The following is a 19,104-nucleotide window of genomic DNA, read 5'->3' on the forward strand; positions in this document are numbered from 1 at the left end:
GCTCAGAAAGCTGTTATTGAACAAAGAAAGTTAAATCCTGTGCTTGACTCTTGTGGTTAAAAACAGGACATTTTAAATGGTTTATCGCATAGACATTTTAATTGGTGAATAACATCTTTTGATTTCCTTTTTAAATTATAACTTTATTGTATATAGACAAGCCCACTCATTAGCGATTGGGCTTTTTAGTTGATATTTCACGTTCCACGCTTCATTTTGGTACAACTTTGAATGATTTTATTAAATTAAGCTGATCAATTTCTATTTTGGATTAGCTTTGCTTAGCCAAAAATTTCTCAATGGCTACCTGTGCAATCTCCGCATCTTCAAACGACTTCACACCCGACACACCCATCGCACCGACGAGCTGGCCTTGATACAGAATCGGTTCACCACCTTCCAACATTCCTGAGAAAGTTTCCATGGTCAGAAAACCCATCTGTCCGCCTTTGATAATATCCTCAAACAGTTTGGAGGGATGGCGACTCATAGCTGAACATTTAGCCTTTTCGACGGCCAGATTTGCAGTCATCGGTGCTGCACCATCCATACGCTTCATCGCAAGCAAATTACCCGTTTCATCTACGACTGCAATACTGACATTAAAACTGTTCTGAATGGCATATTGATGGGCTTGATCTAATAAAAATTCCGCATCGCTTAAAGTCAAATAATGTTTGGTTTGCATGAAAATGATCTCTAATTTTAAATGTAATTCCCCCTAAGCCTGAGCCATATATAGCGCAAGAATACTGGAGGAAGTCTTTAAATTTTCATTTCTATTCGATAGATGAAAGCCCTCTCCTTTAAGGAGAGGGTTTGGGAGAGGTATTACGCTTTCATCTCAGCAAAAGTTTCTTTAGCCGCTTGAATCGTGTAAGCAATATCTTCATCACTATGCGCAGCAGAAATAAATCCTGCTTCAAAAGCAGATGGTGCAAGGTTTACGCCACGATTTAACATGCCATGGAAGAATTTACGGAACGCATCGACATCGCATTTCAGCATAGAGTCGAAGCTAGTAATATCTTCCTGATCGGTAAAGTAAAGACCAAACATACCGCCCACTTGTTGGGTCTTGAATGAAATGCCTGCTTCATCAGCAGCAGTTTGTAAACCGGCGAGCAATTTTTCGAGTTGTGCGGTTAATTTTTCATAAAAACCTTCGGTACGTAAATGCTTGAACATCTCGATACCGGCACGCATTGCCAGTGGATTACCCGACAATGTACCTGCTTGGTATACCTTACCCAATGGCGCGATGCATTCCATCACTTCACGTTTACCACCGAAAGCACCCACTGGTAAGCCTGCACCGATGATTTTACCTAAAGTGGTTAAATCCGGAGTAACGCCATAATGTGCTTGCGCACCGCCAAGACCGACACGGAAACCGGTCATTACTTCATCAATGATAAACACTGAACCATGCTCATCACAGACATCACGAATCGCTTGCAGGAAACCATCAATCGGTTTCACAAGGTTCATGTTACCTGCCACAGGCTCAACAATCACGCCGGCAATTTCTGAACCGAATTTGGCAAAGCATTCTTTTAAAGTCGCGATGTCGTTATATGGAAGTGTCAGCGTATGTTTTGCAAAATCCGCCGGCACACCTGCAGACGTCGCTTCCCCTTCACCACTGGTCAATAAACCTGAACCGGCTTTTACCAATAATGAATCCGAGTGACCGTGATAACAGCCTTCAAATTTTACAATCTTGTCACGGCCAGTATAACCACGTGCTAAACGAATCGCGGTCATGGTTGCTTCTGTACCCGAGTTGGTCATACGCACTAGTTCAATCGATGGCATGATCTCGCAAATAATATCTGCAAGCGTAGTTTCATGGACTGTAGGCGCACCAAAACTCAAACCATCGACCGCAGCATCCTGAACTGCTTTAATAATCGCAGGATGCGCATGACCCAAAATCATCGGCCCCCATGAACCCACATAGTCCACATAACGTTTGCCATCGACATCATAAAGATACGCACCTTGGGCTTTTTCGATAAAGACCGGCGTCCCACCGACACTATTAAATGCGCGTACAGGTGAATTGACGCCACCCGGGATATGTTTATTGGCTTGTTTGAACAATTGTTCTTGCTTTGGAGATAAGCTCATGAAGGCACTCGACTCAAAATTAAATCAATCAAAAAATTTTATGCTGTAGCTTGAAAAAGCGCAGACCATTCATCTAAACGTTCAGGAATGGCATTCATAGGAAGTCCCAATATATCACTAATCACCGCGCAATAATCCGCACCTGACTCAATGACATCCTTTGAATTTTCAACCGTTAAACCACCAATGGCACAGAGAGGCACGTTCAATTTTTCTTTGGCCAGTTTTAAGGTTTCAAGACCAATATTACCCGCTTCAGGTTTACTATCAGTCGCATAAATTGCTCCAAATGCCACATAATTCGCACCATCGGCAATGGCCTGTTTAGCCAGCTCAAGTGAGTTATTACAGCTACGGCCAATCAACACGCCTTTAGGCAAACGCGCAACAGCGTCGACAATCGAACCATCATCCTGGCCTAAATGCACACCCACGCCGTATTTAACCGCCATTTCCAGATCATCGTTAATCACGAAAGGTACGCCATATTCAGCACACATGGCTTTCATGTACTCGATTTCGTAAATTTGATCTTCTTTCGCCACTTTTTTACGGCGATATTGCAAGACCGCAACACCACCATTGGCCATTGCACCTTCCAACTTCGCTAATAAAAGCTCTAATGGATCATCATTGGTAATTAAATATAAACCGCGCATCTTGCTCGCCATTTCCTAGAATGGCTCTATTATAGGCATAACTCCGCTAGATTTCCGCAGTCCTGCTGTTTCTGAGACCGCGGGCAACAACAGATTTGCAGTTTTTTAGTACAATTTATCCGTTAAATTTTAAATATCACCATTTTCAGGGATATACCGGCTATTAAATCTACGTTTTAATCGCTTTATAACAATAATTATAACGTGTTAATACTTACGCCCTCCGACAAACGCTTTTAGGATTTTGCAGACAACTTGGTGGAGAAGTTGCAAAATTCTAAGAGCGATTTTTTTGTTTTTTTTCACCTAGTTCAAGCGCACTCAAATTAATGAATGTTAAAAATACCCATTTTCAGGGATAGCCCAATCGGCACGAAGCGACTTAAATAGTCTTAGACACAGACAATAAACAGAAAAATAAATACCTGTGTTGGTAATACCCGATCCTTTCTGGTTTTGAGTCCTTCGTTTGTGGGAAGACGTTTCAAAGCCAGAAAGGATCTTTTACTTTCAGCACACATCCGCATAAAAGCTTCTATGACTATTTACATAATAGCATCAGCAAAATCTTAAAATTTTATTGATATTAAACAGACATAAAAAAAGCCCGGAGAAGGTCGCTCCAGGCTTGGAAAACTGATGTATGACTAAAATATAATGGTTGATCAAAAAACCAAATCTGCAATAACATAATTATTAGAATAATAATTCTAGACTTGCAAGGCTTTTATCGAAATTTCATGCTTTAAGTGAGCACATTCCGATAAAAGTCATTCTGGCTCAACTGGAAATTTTATCGTATTTACGGTCTATCAGACTGATATTGCCACGCAGGACATCGGCAAACATGCGCCAGTCCGAGATAAAGCTATATACAGGCTGTTTGAAACTGGCCGGTTTATTGCGCTCAAAGATAAAATGTCCGACCCAAGCACAAGCATAACCCGTGAGTAAACCATAGGCAAAATATCGCGGCTTGCCTTGACGAATGGCTTTAGCAAAACAGTATAAACCGATGCTACTGCCGGCCACGTGCAGACGGCGACTGATAATATGCCGATGTTCGGTCAAATAGAAGCGATAAAATTCATGATAATTTTTAATCGGCATCTGGGGCTGAGCCACCACCTCATTCTTACTTTCTGGTTGTACTTGTACATTCATCTGTCATCATCCTGACGTTTTTGTTTTACCTTAGCGTATATTTTAGCCAAATAACAGCCTTTTGATTCGCGCTTCAATGTATCTTGAACATCCCCCTGAACGTCTGAATCCGATCGTTTTAGCCTAAAATGAACCGATGAAATTCAATCTTAAAAGTTCTGTTTAAGCTTTTTATGTTCAGTCAAGTCTTACATGCATTTTGATTTTGGTTACAATCTGCTGCGCACAAATCTAAAAATATAATTGCGGCTGCTGTCCGCCTCATTTCAAAACCTTATTCAAGTGAAGATTCAGTGCTTAATTGCACTGAACAGATAGGATGATCATCATGGTTGAAGTTGAACTCAAGTTCCAGATTCCTGTGGCACGACGCACTGCGCTGCTGAAGGCACTTGATCCGAAAAAGTCTCAACAGATCCAGCTTCAAGCCAAATATTATGATACTGCTGACCGTCAACTGGCCCGGCATGGGGTGGCACTACGTCAGCGTCTGGAAGGTACACGTTGGTTTCAAACCCTAAAAGCGGCCGGAAAAAGCCACATCGAACGCTTTGAACATAATCATGATCTAGGGGAATTAACTGCATCTCCTGAACTGGATTTAGATATTTATAAAAAATTTCCAGAAGCCGGGACAATTCTCAGCAATGCGCTCGGCAATCAGTTCGACCAGCTACAACTCCAGTTTGAAACCGATATTTCCCGTACGTTAAGGGTAATTGACTATGAAGATACCCAGATCGAAGTCAGCTTCGATATTGGACAGATCCGCACACAGGATGCTGAGCAAGAAGTACATGAAGTTGAGTTCGAACTAAAAAATGGTTCAATTCAACATCTGCTGGCCTTTAGTTTTGAATGGGTCAAGAAATACCAGCTCTGGCTCGATGTACGCAGCAAAGTAGAAATAGGCAATTTATTGGCCACTTCACAGCGCGTTAGCCCTGCGACCCTTAGCAAAGAATTTCAGATCAGCAAAAAAGACAGCGCCAGTAAAACCATGCGCAGTCTGATTGCGCAGCAGATGCAGCATTTATTGCCGAATATCGCGGCGATTGCAGCACAGGTTGCAGAGCAGGAACATATTGATCAGGCACGACTGGCACTGGATCACTTATATCTGACCTTGCTGCTGTTCAAAGACTGGCATCCTCAGCTTTCGGACAAATGGGCACATCAACTGGCGGCCTTTAAGCAGCAATTTGAACATCTGCAACATTTGCAACACATGCAAAACAGCTTGGCCGGCTTCCTGCAAAATCCAACCACGGCAGAAAACCTGAGCAAAGATATTCTGTATGCGCAGGAGAAACTCGGTAATCTGGTCAAATCCACCCAGAATGTGCATCATTATCTGGAATTGCTGATGTTTAGTTTAAATGATAATGATCATGCTTCTCTGGATCTGAAAACTGCTGCACAAACCACCTTGCAACAGCAATATAAAGCCTTGCAGGAACAAATGAACCAGACGGATATCACCGATTTTGAAAGTCTGGATCAATTGGCCAGCCGGATTCAGGAACTCAAATTCAGCTTTCCGATTTTAACCACGATCTATGATGTCAAAAATTTGCAGAAATACAGCAAAGCGCTGAATGATGCACAACTGGCAGCCAGTGAATATCAAACCTTGGCCTCTTCTGCAGTTTATATTCAGCAGACCGAACTGGAAGCAAGTGACTGGTTTGTGCTGGGCTGGCTGACCGCCAAGCAGGAAGTCTATGCGCAGAAACTGCTTGAAGCGACCGAACAGTTCCTGGTCAGCCGTAAATTCCTGAAATAAACATATTGAAATAAATATCACGAGAAATACTTAAAGCACGCCTTCTATGGCGTGCTTTTTGTTGCAGAAGCACATCACACCCCTGCTGATCTTTGGGCTATATTAATCTGTAAAACCAACATCGCGGAGGAATAACCCGATGGCAGAAATAGAACTCAAATTCCAGATTCCGCCACAGTCTCGTGTGCAATTTGAACAGGACATCCAGAAACTTCAGCCGACTCGGCATCGTCTGTGTGCACGCTACTTTGATACTGAAGCGCAACAATTACAACAACATCAGATTGCCCTGCGGCAACGTCTGGAAGACCAGCAATGGATTCAAACCCTGAAAGCAGCGACCGAACAACAATTTGAACGTTTTGAACTTGAGCATGAATTAAAAAGTCCTCCGGAACATTGTGATTTTCAGTTATATCGCAAACATAAACCGGCCAAAAAAATCCTGAAACAGGCGCTCGGTGATCTGGAGACACCGCTTATTCTGCAATTTGAAACAGATGTCGTACGGTATGTACTCACAGAAAGTCATCTGGACAGTAAGATTGAAATTGCCTTTGATGTCGGAGAAATTCGACACAATGATCAAGCCATCGATATTTATGAAGTCGAATTTGAGCTTAAATCCGGCCAGCTGAGTGAATTGATTGATTTCATTCATCCCTGGGTTCAGCGTTATGCTTTGTGGCTAGATACACGGAGCAAATCGGAACGCGGTTATGCCTTATTACATGGCGAAGAGAATCTGCCGGTTCAGCATCAGCTTCCCTTAGTGCTTGAACAGAAAGATCAGATCAGTACGATTTTGCAAAAGATTGTCACCAACTGTCTGGCTCATCTTTTCCCAAATGCGACGGCGATTGCTGCAGAAAATTATAATAGTGATCATGTGCATCAGGCACGTGTTGCGATTCGACGTTTGCGCAGTGCCTTTAAAATTTTCCAGTCCGTAACTGAACATGTACAGCCAGAATGGCCAGAACAGCTGCGGGATATTTTCCAGCAACTGGGTTCTACCCGAGATCGCGATGCCTTGGGAGAAAGCCTGATTCCACAACTAGAAAAAGCAGGTTCACCCTTACTGAAATTACCACCACACCGACAAAAACAACCAGATATCACTACACTGTTCAGAAGTCCTGCCACAGTAGAATTAATGCTGCAACTATTCAGCTTTAGCCAAGAAAATACAGAGGGTAAAGCCAAGTCTTCGCATAAAATTTTGTGTAAAGGCCTGAGCAAGCTGCACCAGCAAATCTGTCAGGATGCCGAGAACTATCAAGAACTGGATATTGAATCCCGACATCGCACACGCAAACGGGTTAAACGCTTACGCTATAATGTAGAATTCTTGCAAAGCTTATTTCCTGAAAAAGAGGTTAAAGCCTATCTAAAAGCCTTAAAACCCTTGCAGGAAAGTCTCGGGCATTATAATGACCTATTTGTAGCAGACGAATTATTTAGACCTTATGTCAAACAACAGGCCAAGGCCTGGTTTGTGCTAGGCTGGATAAGTGCGGAACAGCAGCGTTTGTCGAACGAAGCAGCAGAGCGTTTACAGCAGTTTGCAGAAAATACCAAGCCCTTCTGGTAAGACCGGGCTTGGTCAAATTGTGCTAGCGATATTTGCCGAATACTTTCCAGGTATTATTGTCTGCCAGAGGATCGTTATAACTGTCGCTGCGTTGCTTGCGTGGCTTATCGCGTGCATCGACCAGTTCAAAATGTGGCTCAACACTCAGCACAATCCCATTCACATAAAAACGGGTGCGCGTATATTCGCTCTGGCCATGCTGAAATACATAAGTGCGCAGATCCACAAATTCACGGTGTGCCACTAATGCTGCGGTATCGTCACTATCAAGCCACTGCCGCATGGCTGCAACCTGCTCGGGTTCGAACTGGCCGCATTTTTCGATCAGGCTGGCGACCCCACGAAAAGTTTTGGATTCTTTGGCACGGGTTTTATTGATGCGAATCCGGTCGACATGAAAATAAAACAGCGGCAAGTTTAAATGACTCGGTAGATGGATCGCATCCAAGATTTCATCTTCCATAAAAGGCTGAAACAGATCCTGTGCCCTTTCAATCAGCCCGAGCCACTGATTATAGTATTCATCTACCTGTGACTGGCTACCATAATAAATCGGCAAGCCTTCAACATTGGCCAGATTTGCCGGTGGCCAGATATTCTGGCGCAATAAGGCAATATCACTTTTTAGGCTTTGTACTGCAATCGCATCCTGCATGGAATTCACTTTTATATGCTTAGGCTATTTTTTAGATTAAGGCAAAGGTTTAGTTTCTGCAAGGCTTTGCCTATAATTAACGATTGAGATTTTAGTGTTAGGAACAAATTCATGGTTCAAAAGATTGAAGCAACCGATGTAACCGAAGAAGAAGCGTTAAATGCGGCATTCTTTGAACGTGCTGATGAATTTATTCAACAAGCCAACGAGTTTTGTCGCGTAGAAAAAGGCTCACAGGAAAAACCGAGCGATAAGCGCGGTCAAGTCAGTGCGGCGATGTTATTTGGTACTGCCCGTTTCAATACCTGGGTGGCAGCGAATAACTTTAAAGATGGGAATGAAATGCGCGATGCCAAAGATCAGGTCATGTCTTATATCTTGCAGCAATTTCAAATGATGCTGGAAGATAACTATGATGAATACTGTGAACAGTTCGAAAACTATTTACGTTTCCGTCACAATGAAGAGTTTCATGCCAACAAGCATAACCATGATCACAGGCATGATCATTGATTAAAATACGAAAAGCCCCGCGGGGCTTTTTTTATTTGCTGTCATTTATCATATTGACTTTAAAGTGATTTAAGCACTATATAAATTGAATAATAAATAAACGAAAACAAGGTATAGCATGCAGCAACTTCCCTTCCCGATCATTGACCCTCATATCCACCAATGGGATCCGTACAATACCCCACATGCGGCAGCGCTAGCGGTAAAGCTGTTCGGCAATCATCCCAAATTACTAGACAGAATGGTTCGACTGTTGAAACCCAGAGACGTCATTGAGACCATTGGCCTGACACAGCACCTGACTGCACCTTATCTGCCTGCAAATTACAAGAAAGATGCAGGACATTATGAAATAGAGCAGATTGTGCATGTTGAAGCCAGCTGGCATGACCATAAAGGTACGGGTGTGGTAAATGAAACCCGTTTTATCGCTGGGCTTCCTTTTGATCAGCACACTATCCAATTGGGTGGAATTGTCGCCACGGCGGATCCGCGGCAGAAAAATTTTAAACAGTTGATTCAATTGCATCGCGAAGCTTCTCCCAAGTTTCGGGGCATCCGTAAAATGGCTGCAGTACATCCAGATAAAGAGATTCATGCCTGGACCGATGAACCGCATCTCTATCGCAACACAGATTTCCTGAAGGGCTTTGAAGAACTGGCCAGGCAAGATTTAAGCTTTGATGCCTGGGTGTACTCTACCCAGATTGCGGATGTTACTGCGCTGGCCAAAGCCTTTCCAAACACCCCTATTGTGCTGGATCATCTGGGTACGCCCGCAGGTTTATTTGGCAAAGTGGGCAAAGCTACAGGCAAGACCGAACAAGATCGCACCCACATATTTGCAGACTGGAAAGATCAGTTGGCAGAACTGGCCGAATGCAAAAATGTATCGACCAAAATGTCTGGTCTGTTTATGCCAGTCTTGGGACATGATTTTCACACGCAGAAACGGCTGGCAAGTAAACAGGAATTAGTGGAACGTGCCGCACCCGTGATCCAGCATACTTTAGACTGTTTTGGTTCTGGGCGCGTGATGTTTGCATCCAACTTTCCAATGGACAGTGTCAGCAGCTCACTCACCAACATTATTGATGCCTTTAGCGATATTGTTCAGGACTACAATGAAAATGCGTTAAAGCCGATCTTTTATGAAAATGCTAAAGCGTTTTATAAATTAGAAGAATAAGAGTCTGGATCCTTAAAAAAGGAGGAAAATACATATGCTCTGGGAAGAAATGATCGCTAGTCCCTTGTCAGAAAAGCTTTTATATACTTGCTTGGTGATCTGTTTTAGTGGAATCGCATCCTACTATTACCAACATATGATCCACTTACCCTTTAATAAAGATATCGCTTTAGGATCAATCTTGGTATCAGGTGGTATTTTCCTTTTTCTCTTTGCCACTTTCTGGTGGAGCTTGCCCTGCGCTGTATTATCTGGTGTTTTAGGTGGAATCCTGTTCACCAGAAAAGTTACTTAAATTGGGCTTTTAATAATATGGTAAATAAAAAAACCCCCTCATTTGAGGGGATTTTTTTATCAACACTATGATGTTTTAACTTGCTTACCATACTGATCAGCCATCACTTCAACCAGCTGGTCCGGCTTGATGTATTTTTTGATCATGGCATCAATATCGGCTTTGCTCAGTTGAGCAATCGCCTGATCACGTTTTTCCCGGTAAACCAGATTACGGTCTTTTTCCAGCTGTGGAATCAACATAGTGTGAATACGGCGATCATCTTCGAGTGCAGTTAAACGCTGTTTCAAGATACTGGCTTTTGCCGCTTCGACTTCCTGTTCAGTCACGCCACGTGTCAGCAGTTCATTGAGTACCTTATGCACTGCCTGAGAAACCTGTGCGGATTTTCCAGCCGTATAATTGGCACTAATCATCATGGCGCCCACATCTGCCCATTCATCGAGTTGCACATCTGCACTAAAACCATAGACTAGGGCATTTTTCTCGCGTAGCTCTTGTGCCAGTCGTGACGATAACTGTGAATCACCCAGAATATATCGAAACACCTGTAATGCAGGTGCATCGGCATGATCTGCGCCGACCGGCATGCTCATGAATGCCTCATAACTCCCGAATTCACGCTGCTCAGACAACGCATGAATTTTCTGGGCTGGATAGCTTCGATATTCCGATTTCAGACGCTCATAAGGCTGTGTAGCTTTCCAGTCTGAGAAACTGTTTTTCAGCGTTTTTTGCATCGATTTTGGATTAAACTCACCTGTGACCGCGATTTGTGCATACTGGGTTTTTAAAAACTGCTGATACAGTGCCATAACCTGTTCGCGAGTCGCTTTCTGATACTGTTTTTTGGCCAGTTCAGGCTCGAAATGGAAACGCAGATCGCCAGGCTGATAGATCTCGAGAGTTCGCGCTATCGTCAAGCTCGACACGGTATCTGGTTCAGTGTAAGGACGATCCAGACTGGATAAAGTTTGACTCTTGATCAAGTCAAACTGACTTTGCTCAAATGCCGGCGTTTTCAGCACATCAACCACATACTGGAAAAACTCTTCAAACTTTTCTTTTTTGGCGCTGATCTGCAAGGTCAGGCCATTGCCGGATGCACCGGCAGTTGCCGAACCACCTACTTCAATAATTTTATCGGCAATCTGCTGCAAGCTTTGGGTTTTCGATGAGCGCAACATCAAATAAGCCGTCAGATCCAGAATCTCGCCTTTATTCATCAGGCTTTGTGCAGTACCAAAATCCAGTGAAATTGTGGCATAAACCTTGTCATCGCGGGTAGTCGTCGGAAACAACGCGTATTTAATGCCATTTTTCAACTTGCCACGCTGAATCTGTTTGTCTTTACTGTACAAATACTGTTTGGATTCCTGGACATATTGCTTCACTTCAGCCTGATAAACACTGACATCTTTCAGTGGCTCTTCTGCTTCAGTCTGTTGATCCAGAGTTTTTGCCGGTGCTTCTGTTTGTGCCAGTTCCTGCGCTTTTTTCTGATCTTCCGGGGTAGGTAAAATATTGCCAGAAATACGGTATTCAGGTTTTAAAAAATTCTTATAGACCTGATTGACCTGATTCACATTCAGGTTTTGAATCGCGCTCAGATCTTTAAAATACTGGCTCCAGTCACCCGAATACGCCACTGCATAATCACTTAAACGTGAACCTAAAGCAGTCGCACTATTTTTAATATTGTCGGCCTGATTTCGGGTCAGATTTTTAGCCCGGTTTAATTCTGCTTCGGTAAATGGCTGGCTCTTTTCTACGCCTTGGATCAGCCCCTTTTCAATATCCTGTGCCTGATGATTCGGAGCATAGATTGCTCCCATAAACACCAGATTAAAGTCTTTATCCAGCCAGGTACTGGATTGCACCGCTGTTGACTTCCCAGTTTCCACCATATTCTGATAGAGATGTCCACTTGGCTGCAAAGTATAGAGTGTTGGCGAAACAGCCAAAGCCGTTTTAATGCTTTCTTCTGATTGATTCAAATAAAGATTAAACTTGGCCAGATCACTGCCTTTCTTTACTGTAAATTCACGCTGTTTGATTTGCTCTGGTTTAAGCGCTGGGACTTTCACTTGCGCTGGTACATTTCGGGATTGAATCGGACTGAAATGCGTATCCAGCTGTTTTAAGACTTCGGCCTTATCAAATTTGCCCGAAATGACCACAAAGGCATTATTCGGTGCATACCATTGACGGTAAAAACGGTTTAGTTCCTGCATATTGATTGATTGCAGCTCATTTAGGTCACCAATCGGCAAACGGCCTAAATACTGATTACCGTAAGCCGATTTAAACACCTGATCGATCAATACCGAAAATGGCTGATCCAGACGAATTTCACGTTCGCGTTTTACAATATCGATTTCAGTCGGTACATATTTTTCCTGAAGCACCAGCTTGTCCATACGCTCGGCTTCGAGAAAAATGACTTCACTCAGCGCAGTTTTTTCAGGACGGATCACATTGGTATATTTGGTAGAGTAATAATCGGTGCTGGCATTAGTCATCAAGGTATATTGATCCAATCGACGCTGGAATTCATCCCCTTTGACATTTTCTGTACCTTTAAAAGCCAAATGTTCCAGCAGATGGGCCAGTCCGCCCTTACCTTGAGGATCGTTCAGGGAACCGGTCAGATAGACCGTATTCATAAAAATCTTATTTTCTTTATCATTCGGAGCCAAGATAATGCGCAGTCCATTATCCAGTCGGTATTCTTCAATATTCTGTTCCGTTTTCACCAAAACAGGCTGTGCAAAACTTAGTACACTACAGCCAGACAATATAATAGCCAGACTTAAATTTTTATAACGTAGCAACATTCTTCATCCAAATTATAAATATAAATTTTTATTCGCGCCCTTCTTAGAGAATGATTCTTTTTCTGAATAATCTATTCCAAGCCGAACCATCAAAATAACATGCCGCCTCACCTGACGACATGTATATCTATGTAATTAAAAAATTAAAGATAGATTTCAGCCTGCATATATAACTTTCCATAACCGGAAATTTCAATTCGTTCCTGATCTTGCAAGGCACAATACAGCACGCCACCACGTGCTGATGCCTGATAGGCGACTAATTCATTTTTACCGAGTTTCTCGGCCCACAGCGGCGCAATTCCGGTATGAATCGAACCGGTTACCGGATCTTCATTGATGCCATTACTCGGTGCAAAATAACGTGAAATACAGTCGTATTGCGTATCTTGTGAAGTAATTGCGACATCTAAATAGGTATTCTGAGCAGTAATCGCAGTACGCTTACCATTCAACTGTTTCAACAATTCAAAATCAGGCGTTTCATCCAGCACATCCTGTACCGATTCATATTCAATAATATAGCCCTGTGCATTCAGATAAACCTGTTTAAACGGTTTGCTCAAGGCCTGTCTTAAGGCTTCAGGATATTCAGCAACAGGCTCTGCACGACGGATTGGAAAGTTCATTCTGATCTTGCCATCTGCATCCTGACTGACTACAAAAATGCCTAAGTCTTTTACATGAAAATGAATCGTTTTCCCCGTATCAAATTGATTGAATAGTACAAAGCTGCTGGCCAATGTCGCATGACCACAAAAATCCACTTCCTTGGTTGGCGTAAACCAGCGGATGGCATAATTATCGCTATCGATGACTTTAACAAAAGCCGTTTCGGACAGATTATTTTCCAAGGCGATATTTTGCATCAGACCATCTTCGAGCCATTCATCCAGCACAATCACGGCTGCAGGATTGCCTTTAAACAGTTCCGTGGTAAACGCATCGACCTGGTACATTTTCATTTTTTGAATTCCTGAATATAACGATCTCTAGTTTAAAAGCTTTTTTGCAAGAATGAACTTGAATATGTTAATGATCTCATTAATCTGGCCTAGTAAATAAATAGAGCAAATGGTGCTGCATGACAAACTCCCATATTCAAAGCGTTCCCTTAGAAAAAGCTTATCGTCTGATTACCCATGGCCCTACTGTACTGGTATCTGCTCAAGATCAGCAGGATACAGATGTTATGGCAGCAGCCTGGGCATGCGCATTGGAATTCAGCCCCGCAAAAGTGACTGTGGTTCTGGATAAAAGCACCAAAACCCGAAATATTATTGAAAATTCAGGTTATTTCGCGCTGCAAATTCCAACATTGAAACAACTGAATATGGTCTATCGTCTGGGTACGCAGAGCCTGCATGATGTGCCGGACAAACTGGCACAATCCGGAGTAGAACTATTTCATTTTCCTGATGCTGATATTCCTGTAGTACAAGGCTGTGCGGCCTGGATACTCTGCGAGCTGATTCCTGAGCCGCATAACCAGCAAATGCATGACCTGTTTATAGGCAAGGTGATTGCAGCCTATGCCGATGATCGGGTCTTCCGCGACGGCCACTGGCATTATCATGAAGTGGCTGAAGAGTGGAAAAGTATTCATCATGTAGCCGGCGGGCATTTTTACACCATCGGCAATGCGGTGAGCATTGATGATCCGGAATTATAAATTTTTCAAATTTGGAATAAATGAAAGTAATCGCGGATGATCAGATGATATCGACAAGCCCCAGAGCATCCGAAATTATGCTACTTTATCCATAATCCTCATTTGGTCTGATGCGTTATGATACCTTTTAAAATTCACTGTATTGATGTCCAGAATTCACTGCAAAATTATATCTGGTTGCTTGAACATACCGCGTCGCATCAGGTGGCTGTGATTGATCCAACCGAAGCAGAATTGGTACAAGACTATTGTGCCGAACACGGTTTAACTGTAAGTCAAATCTGGCTGACTCACTGGCATAAAGATCATATTGGCGGTGTGCCGGGGTTAATCCAAGGAAAAAATCTGCCTGTGTATGGCCCACGGGCAGAACTAAGCAAAATTCCGTTTATCACCCATCCGCTTGAGCATGAAGAACAGTTTAATTTTCATGGAATAGATATCCAGGTAATTGCTGTACCCGGGCATACACTCGGCCATATTGTTTATTTTATTGATGCAATTGATGTGCTGTTCTGCGGCGATACCTTATTTGCCATGGGTTGTGGCCGGGTTTTTGAAGGAACATTTGAACAGATGTATCATTCTCTGTCCCGTCTGGCTGCCTTGCCGCCGCGCACGCAGGTGTATTGCACTCATGAATACACTCTGTCAAATGCACAGTTTGCCAAACACGTTGAACCGGACAATTCGGCAATTCTGGAACGCTTCGAGCAGATCGAGCGTTTGCGTATGTTAGGCCAGTGCACACTGCCAAGTAGTATTGAAGATGAATTGCAAACCAATCCTTTTCTACGTGCAGAAAGCGTGGAAGAATTCCAGCGTTTAAGAACCCTGAAAGATCAGTTTTAAACCGGATTCAAAGCTGAAGATAATGCTTCAGCCGACTTACTTATTTGTCATTTGCGATGCATAGAATGTCATTGAAAGGCACGTACAACTTTTGCACAAGTCCGAACACGTTGATCCTCCATCTAAAAAATGCCTTTTTGTGCCATTTTTTCCTTTCTTATAATCAACCTAGTCTCCTACTTTTTAGGCACCAATTTCAGTTCTAACACATGAAATAATGACTCACAAAAAATAGGATAATATTGATTAAAAGTGAAGAAATTCGTGGAATATTGCTTAAATAATCAGCATGGAACCTAATAAATGAATAAAAAAGCCCAATACATTAGAATTGGGATTTAAAAAGACTATAAAGATATGATTTATATATAATAAAAAATAGAATTTCGGATAACGTGTATTATGTTAATTTTAGAAAGTCGTAATAGGATAATAAAAATCTATATTGTTTTAAGAAAACTCTCTTATGATTAAATCTCTATAGTTCTTTTAATATTTGCTATGTATCAAAGAATCAAACAATGGGCTAAATCAATCAAAAAAGACATCTTGGTTGTTTGGCTTATTGCAAAAGACAAGCGAACGCCCAATTCTGTAAAGCTTTTAGCTTTAATTATTGCTGCCTATGCCTTCTCACCAATTGATTTAATTCCAGATTTTATTCCCGTACTGGGGTATTTAGACGATATTATTATTGTACCTTTAGGTATTTGATTAGTTATCAAGCTTACCCCACAAAACATTATAGATGATTGTAGAATTCTTGCAGAAACCTTAGTTGAAAGGCCTATAAACTGTTGGGCAGCAGGAATTATTATCCTGATATGGCTTGTAGTATTGGGATATTTAACCATGTACTTCATGAACGATTCACTGTCTATTTTTGACAAGTGAGATTTAAATACCCTCTCTCATTTGCACCCATTTAATATAATGGGCATTATTCAAAATTAAACTGTAAACCAAAATAGAAATAAAATGTCTGCTTTCAGAGCATGACATTAGTTCTGTCGTTCAACTTTAAAAGTGACATTGGCCATGTCGATCCCGAATGATAATATGTAGGATAGCAGTAACTAGTTTCTTGGATTCTATTCACTAAAACTGACAACGTATGTATCGCATGAAGCAATGTTAAAGAATCTGGTTACTTTGTGCATAAGTATCCAGTTCACCTTGAGTCACGACACGCACCGCCTGCATTTCATCAATACGTACCAGTAGCAAGCCACCTAAAGCAGGCTGATAACGACGGGCACTGCCAAAAGGCGTATAGGCCACTTTCGACTGAACACTAAAGCTCAACCAGTCTTCATGTCCCAACATCACAGCAACCGGATTAAGTCCTTGCTGCTGCATCAATTCAATTTGCTGATTCACATAGTCTTCAATGGTTAATTCAGTCATGGTGCGGGTATTCAGTTTGAGAATTACATTTCAGACAGTATAAAGCATGCAAATCGAGCTTAAGATCAGAAAACCAGTAACCAGTTTTCTTTTAATAAATAAATCGATTAGATTTTAATTTTCTCATTGTAGATCTGAAATTTTCTATTTCATACGATTGATAAAATTAGGAAATAACCTGTTTCCCTAATAAGCTATTGAATTAGAAAATTAATTATCCAAATTTATAGCTTATAAAAGCTTAATATTTAGTTACAACCTATTCAATATGATAAAAATCATTTACTTAACGTTTAAATTGATTTTTTCTTAATCAACCGATGTTCACTATATACACAAATTCATTTAAATTAATTTAAATAAAGGCATTTGCCCTTTAAAAGATAATTTTTCACCCTTATTTAAGATTTAACAATGATGAAGGAGTGATCTCGTGAAAAAAGTGGTTAAAGCGAAAAATTTGATTGCATTTCGACTATGGTTAGAAAAATTGGGATATTCGGTACGCACCCTGGCGGATGATCGTGGTTTCAGTTTCAGTTTCAAGAAAGAATATGGCCTGGTGACCTGTGATCTGGCAGGTAATGCCTTGGCACTACAACTAGGCGAGGAATTTGAAGATCATTTAAAAGCCTGATTGCTTCTTTAAGAACAGAAAAATAAATTAATCTTTCCACTGATTTAACAGCGCTATTCTCCAGTTATTCAGCCCATTTCGATGGGCTTTTCTTTGTTCAGTAAATTTTAGGCAATAAAAAAGCAAGGCATCTGCCTTGCTTTAATATGATGGTGGGGACGGAGAGACTCGAACTCTCACACCTCGCGGCGCTGGAACCTAAATCCAGTGCGTCTACCAATTTCGCCACGTCCCCATCAGGGTACCAACTTAGCGTTGGATTTCTTTCAAACTTTGGCAGAGGATCAAGGATTCGAACCTTGACGAACGGTTTTGGAGACCGTCATGCTACCATTACACCAATCCTCTACTTCCACCCAATATCCAGTTGCCCAAATATAGATTGGTGGGGACGGAGAGACTCGAACTCTCACACCTCGCGGCGCTGGAACCTAAATCCAGTGCGTCTACCAATTTCGCCACGTCCCCAATGGCTGTGTATATTATAGAGATAGACCGGCATTGACAAGCGATTTTACAAGCAATCACAATCTATTCCGCTATAAAATAAACAGTTAGTTCTATTTTTTAATTTTTTATAAAATTTCTGCCGAAAATTGATTTATTTTAGGATATGACTGCCCATTCGTTATTTTTAATCATTTCGATTCAATTCCAACATTTCAAATTAAAACTCAAATAAATTTCTAATCTTGATCAGCATGAGCATTCAAAATGCTGAAACTATTATTGATAAATGATGTCTGAGCCAGTGCATGGAATCAGAATACAATACCGCATAAATAACAACAGCTTTACCAAATTTCAGGCAATAAAAAAGCAAGGCACTCGCCTTGCTTTAATATGATGGTGGGGATAGAGAGACTCGAACTCTCACGCCTAGAAGGCGCTGCGACCTGAACACAGTGCGTCTACCAATTCCGCCATATCCCCATGGCTGTGTATATTATAGCGATCAGACCTGATTCACAAGTAGTTCTGCAAAAAGCTAAATACTTTTATATCAAAAATTAAGCAGTTAATTCATTATTGAGCAAATAATGCTCTATTTAGACCAACATATAAAATTGATGAACACAATGGAACTGATCCATATAACATTTAAATTATTCAATATGCAGATTGCATGCAATACCATGAAATTTGCTAAAGTTCTGCCCTTGCATGATCATTCGCTGGAGAATTTAAATCCAGAACGCATTGATGTTCATCAACCATGACAGCAAAAATCTGGTACTAAAAAACCGCCCTTAAATTTCAGGCAATAAAAAAGCAAGGCACTCGCCTTGCTTTAATATGATGGTGGGGACGGAGAGACTCGAACTCTCACACCTCGCGGCGCTGGAACCTAAATCCAGTGCGTCTACCAATTTCGCCACGTCCCCATCAGGGTACCAACTTAGCGTTGGATTTCTTTCAAACTTTGGCAGAGGATCAAGGATTCGAACCTTGACGAACGGTTTTGGAGACCGTCATGCTACCATTACACCAATCCTCTACTTCCACCCAATATCCAGTTGCCCAAATATAGATTGGTGGGGACGGAGAGACTCGAACTCTCACACCTCGCGGCGCTGGAACCTAAATCCAGTGCGTCTACCAATTTCGCCACGTCCCCAATGGCTGTGTATATTATAGAGATCATTTCCAGCTGACAAGCCGTTTATCATAAAAAAACACTCGTTTGATTAAATAAGAAACAATCCGAGTT

The 19,104-nt window shown here is 41.8% G+C and carries 17 protein-coding genes and 7 tRNA genes; 9 read left to right on the plus strand and 15 right to left on the minus strand.

Annotated features, from left to right (window positions below; all coding sequences use genetic code 11):
• Positions 1-271 precede the first annotated feature (271 nt).
• From NI465_RS08040 to NI465_RS08055, 4 genes are all read right to left on the minus strand, one after another.
• On the minus strand, positions 272-688 hold the full coding sequence (locus NI465_RS08040) for a GlcG/HbpS family heme-binding protein (protein WP_004280003.1): 417 nt from the start codon (positions 686-688) through the stop codon (positions 272-274).
• Between the two features lie 143 nt (positions 689-831).
• Positions 832-2,133: a glutamate-1-semialdehyde 2,1-aminomutase gene (gene hemL, locus NI465_RS08045; protein ID WP_071852227.1), complete on the minus strand. Its 1,302-nt coding sequence runs from the start codon at positions 2,131-2,133 to the stop codon at positions 832-834.
• Between the two features lie 38 nt (positions 2,134-2,171).
• Positions 2,172-2,792, minus strand: coding sequence for a thiamine phosphate synthase (gene thiE, locus NI465_RS08050; RefSeq protein ID WP_005107266.1), 621 nt, complete (start codon positions 2,790-2,792; stop codon positions 2,172-2,174).
• A gap of 780 nt (positions 2,793-3,572) precedes the next feature.
• Positions 3,573-3,956, minus strand: a complete 384-nt coding sequence (locus tag NI465_RS08055) for an Mpo1-like protein (RefSeq protein WP_004646637.1) — start codon at positions 3,954-3,956, stop codon at positions 3,573-3,575.
• Between the two features lie 328 nt (positions 3,957-4,284).
• Here NI465_RS08055 and NI465_RS08060 point away from each other — a divergent pair, with 328 nt between their 5' ends.
• Together NI465_RS08060 and NI465_RS08065 are read left to right on the plus strand one after the other, a co-directional pair.
• Positions 4,285-5,742, plus strand: a complete 1,458-nt coding sequence (locus NI465_RS08060; protein WP_253144980.1) for a CYTH domain-containing protein — start codon at positions 4,285-4,287, stop codon at positions 5,740-5,742.
• Between the two features lie 139 nt (positions 5,743-5,881).
• Entirely contained in the window at positions 5,882-7,336 is a 1,455-nt protein-coding gene (locus NI465_RS08065) for a CYTH and CHAD domain-containing protein (protein ID WP_253144982.1), read from the plus strand.
• Between the two features lie 22 nt (positions 7,337-7,358).
• Here NI465_RS08065 and NI465_RS08070 read toward each other — a convergent pair whose 3' ends face one another.
• Complete coding sequence (locus tag NI465_RS08070) at positions 7,359-7,991, minus strand: hypothetical protein (protein ID WP_005107269.1); 633 nt, start codon at positions 7,989-7,991, stop codon at positions 7,359-7,361.
• Positions 7,992-8,102: 111 nt separating this feature from the next.
• Here NI465_RS08070 and NI465_RS08075 point away from each other — a divergent pair, with 111 nt between their 5' ends.
• From NI465_RS08075 to NI465_RS08085, 3 genes are all read left to right on the plus strand, one after another.
• On the plus strand, positions 8,103-8,504 hold the full coding sequence (locus NI465_RS08075) for a DUF3144 domain-containing protein (protein WP_253144984.1): 402 nt from the start codon (positions 8,103-8,105) through the stop codon (positions 8,502-8,504).
• Between the two features lie 118 nt (positions 8,505-8,622).
• Positions 8,623-9,693: an amidohydrolase family protein gene (locus tag NI465_RS08080; protein ID WP_253144985.1), complete on the plus strand. Its 1,071-nt coding sequence runs from the start codon at positions 8,623-8,625 to the stop codon at positions 9,691-9,693.
• 34 nt (positions 9,694-9,727) lie between these two features.
• Complete coding sequence (locus NI465_RS08085; RefSeq protein WP_159123777.1) at positions 9,728-9,988, plus strand: hypothetical protein; 261 nt, start codon at positions 9,728-9,730, stop codon at positions 9,986-9,988.
• 65 nt (positions 9,989-10,053) lie between these two features.
• Here NI465_RS08085 and NI465_RS08090 read toward each other — a convergent pair whose 3' ends face one another.
• Positions 10,054-12,825, minus strand: coding sequence for a M16 family metallopeptidase (locus NI465_RS08090; RefSeq protein WP_253144987.1), 2,772 nt, complete (start codon positions 12,823-12,825; stop codon positions 10,054-10,056).
• Positions 12,826-12,968: 143 nt separating this feature from the next.
• Positions 12,969-13,790: a PhzF family phenazine biosynthesis protein gene (locus NI465_RS08095; protein ID WP_219309632.1), complete on the minus strand. Its 822-nt coding sequence runs from the start codon at positions 13,788-13,790 to the stop codon at positions 12,969-12,971.
• A 119-nt stretch (positions 13,791-13,909) separates the two neighbouring features.
• On the opposite strand from NI465_RS08095, the gene NI465_RS08100 reads away from it, so the two are divergent.
• The 3 genes from NI465_RS08100 to NI465_RS16835 all read left to right on the plus strand — a co-directional run bounded on the left by NI465_RS08100 (position 13,910) and on the right by NI465_RS16835 (position 16,063).
• The gene (locus tag NI465_RS08100) at positions 13,910-14,497 is read left to right on the plus strand and encodes a flavin reductase family protein (RefSeq protein ID WP_195724871.1); all 588 of its coding nucleotides are present in this window, start codon (positions 13,910-13,912) and stop codon (positions 14,495-14,497) included.
• Between the two features lie 117 nt (positions 14,498-14,614).
• A complete protein-coding gene (gloB, locus tag NI465_RS08105; RefSeq protein WP_253099679.1) occupies positions 14,615-15,349 on the plus strand; it encodes a hydroxyacylglutathione hydrolase in 735 nt (244 codons plus the stop codon).
• A gap of 501 nt (positions 15,350-15,850) precedes the next feature.
• The gene (locus NI465_RS16835) at positions 15,851-16,063 is read left to right on the plus strand and encodes a YkvA family protein (RefSeq protein WP_435575057.1); all 213 of its coding nucleotides are present in this window, start codon (positions 15,851-15,853) and stop codon (positions 16,061-16,063) included.
• A 420-nt stretch (positions 16,064-16,483) separates the two neighbouring features.
• Here the strand turns inward: NI465_RS16835 and NI465_RS08115 are convergent, their stop codons facing one another.
• Positions 16,484-16,756 carry a hypothetical protein gene (locus NI465_RS08115; protein ID WP_253144990.1) on the minus strand — a complete coding sequence of 91 codons (273 nt, stop codon included), beginning with the start codon at positions 16,754-16,756 and terminating at the stop codon, positions 16,484-16,486.
• A 433-nt stretch (positions 16,757-17,189) separates the two neighbouring features.
• Here NI465_RS08115 and NI465_RS08120 point away from each other — a divergent pair, with 433 nt between their 5' ends.
• The gene (locus NI465_RS08120) at positions 17,190-17,393 is read left to right on the plus strand and encodes a hypothetical protein (protein ID WP_004280022.1); all 204 of its coding nucleotides are present in this window, start codon (positions 17,190-17,192) and stop codon (positions 17,391-17,393) included.
• Between the two features lie 150 nt (positions 17,394-17,543).
• On the opposite strand, the gene NI465_RS08125 is transcribed toward NI465_RS08120, so the two are convergent.
• The 7 genes from NI465_RS08125 to NI465_RS08155 form a co-directional block, all read right to left on the minus strand.
• A tRNA-Leu gene (locus tag NI465_RS08125) sits at positions 17,544-17,628 on the minus strand.
• Between the two features lie 39 nt (positions 17,629-17,667).
• Positions 17,668-17,741: transfer RNA gene (locus NI465_RS08130), tRNA-Trp, on the minus strand.
• A gap of 35 nt (positions 17,742-17,776) precedes the next feature.
• A tRNA-Leu gene (locus tag NI465_RS08135) sits at positions 17,777-17,861 on the minus strand.
• A gap of 379 nt (positions 17,862-18,240) precedes the next feature.
• Positions 18,241-18,326: transfer RNA gene (locus NI465_RS08140), tRNA-Leu, on the minus strand.
• Between the two features lie 367 nt (positions 18,327-18,693).
• A tRNA-Leu gene (locus tag NI465_RS08145) sits at positions 18,694-18,778 on the minus strand.
• A 39-nt stretch (positions 18,779-18,817) separates the two neighbouring features.
• A tRNA-Trp gene (locus NI465_RS08150) sits at positions 18,818-18,891 on the minus strand.
• Positions 18,892-18,926: 35 nt separating this feature from the next.
• Positions 18,927-19,011: transfer RNA gene (locus tag NI465_RS08155), tRNA-Leu, on the minus strand.
• Positions 19,012-19,104 lie beyond the last annotated feature (93 nt).

It is taken from the genome of Acinetobacter lwoffii (assembly GCF_024129855.1).
In the GTDB taxonomy this organism is placed as follows: domain Bacteria; phylum Pseudomonadota; class Gammaproteobacteria; order Pseudomonadales; family Moraxellaceae; genus Acinetobacter; species Acinetobacter lwoffii_L.

Coding starts and splice junctions, on each gene's coding strand:
- NI465_RS08080 (WP_253144985.1), top strand. CDS start 8,623: ATGCAGCAACTTCCCTTCCCGATCATTGACCCTCATATCCACCAATGG.
- NI465_RS08055 (WP_004646637.1), bottom strand. CDS start 3,956: ATGAATGTACAAGTACAACCAGAAAGTAAGAATGAGGTGGTGGCTCAG.
- gloB (WP_253099679.1), top strand. CDS start 14,615: ATGATACCTTTTAAAATTCACTGTATTGATGTCCAGAATTCACTGCAA.
- NI465_RS08115 (WP_253144990.1), bottom strand. CDS start 16,756: ATGACTGAATTAACCATTGAAGACTATGTGAATCAGCAAATTGAATTG.
- NI465_RS16835 (WP_435575057.1), top strand. CDS start 15,851: ATGTATCAAAGAATCAAACAATGGGCTAAATCAATCAAAAAAGACATC.
- NI465_RS08060 (WP_253144980.1), top strand. CDS start 4,285: ATGGTTGAAGTTGAACTCAAGTTCCAGATTCCTGTGGCACGACGCACT.
- hemL (WP_071852227.1), bottom strand. CDS start 2,133: ATGAGCTTATCTCCAAAGCAAGAACAATTGTTCAAACAAGCCAATAAA.
- NI465_RS08040 (WP_004280003.1), bottom strand. CDS start 688: ATGCAAACCAAACATTATTTGACTTTAAGCGATGCGGAATTTTTATTA.
- NI465_RS08065 (WP_253144982.1), top strand. CDS start 5,882: ATGGCAGAAATAGAACTCAAATTCCAGATTCCGCCACAGTCTCGTGTG.
- NI465_RS08075 (WP_253144984.1), top strand. CDS start 8,103: ATGGTTCAAAAGATTGAAGCAACCGATGTAACCGAAGAAGAAGCGTTA.
- NI465_RS08100 (WP_195724871.1), top strand. CDS start 13,910: ATGACAAACTCCCATATTCAAAGCGTTCCCTTAGAAAAAGCTTATCGT.
- NI465_RS08095 (WP_219309632.1), bottom strand. CDS start 13,790: ATGAAAATGTACCAGGTCGATGCGTTTACCACGGAACTGTTTAAAGGC.
- NI465_RS08090 (WP_253144987.1), bottom strand. CDS start 12,825: ATGTTGCTACGTTATAAAAATTTAAGTCTGGCTATTATATTGTCTGGC.
- NI465_RS08085 (WP_159123777.1), top strand. CDS start 9,728: ATGCTCTGGGAAGAAATGATCGCTAGTCCCTTGTCAGAAAAGCTTTTA.
- thiE (WP_005107266.1), bottom strand. CDS start 2,792: ATGCGCGGTTTATATTTAATTACCAATGATGATCCATTAGAGCTTTTA.
- NI465_RS08070 (WP_005107269.1), bottom strand. CDS start 7,991: ATGCAGGATGCGATTGCAGTACAAAGCCTAAAAAGTGATATTGCCTTA.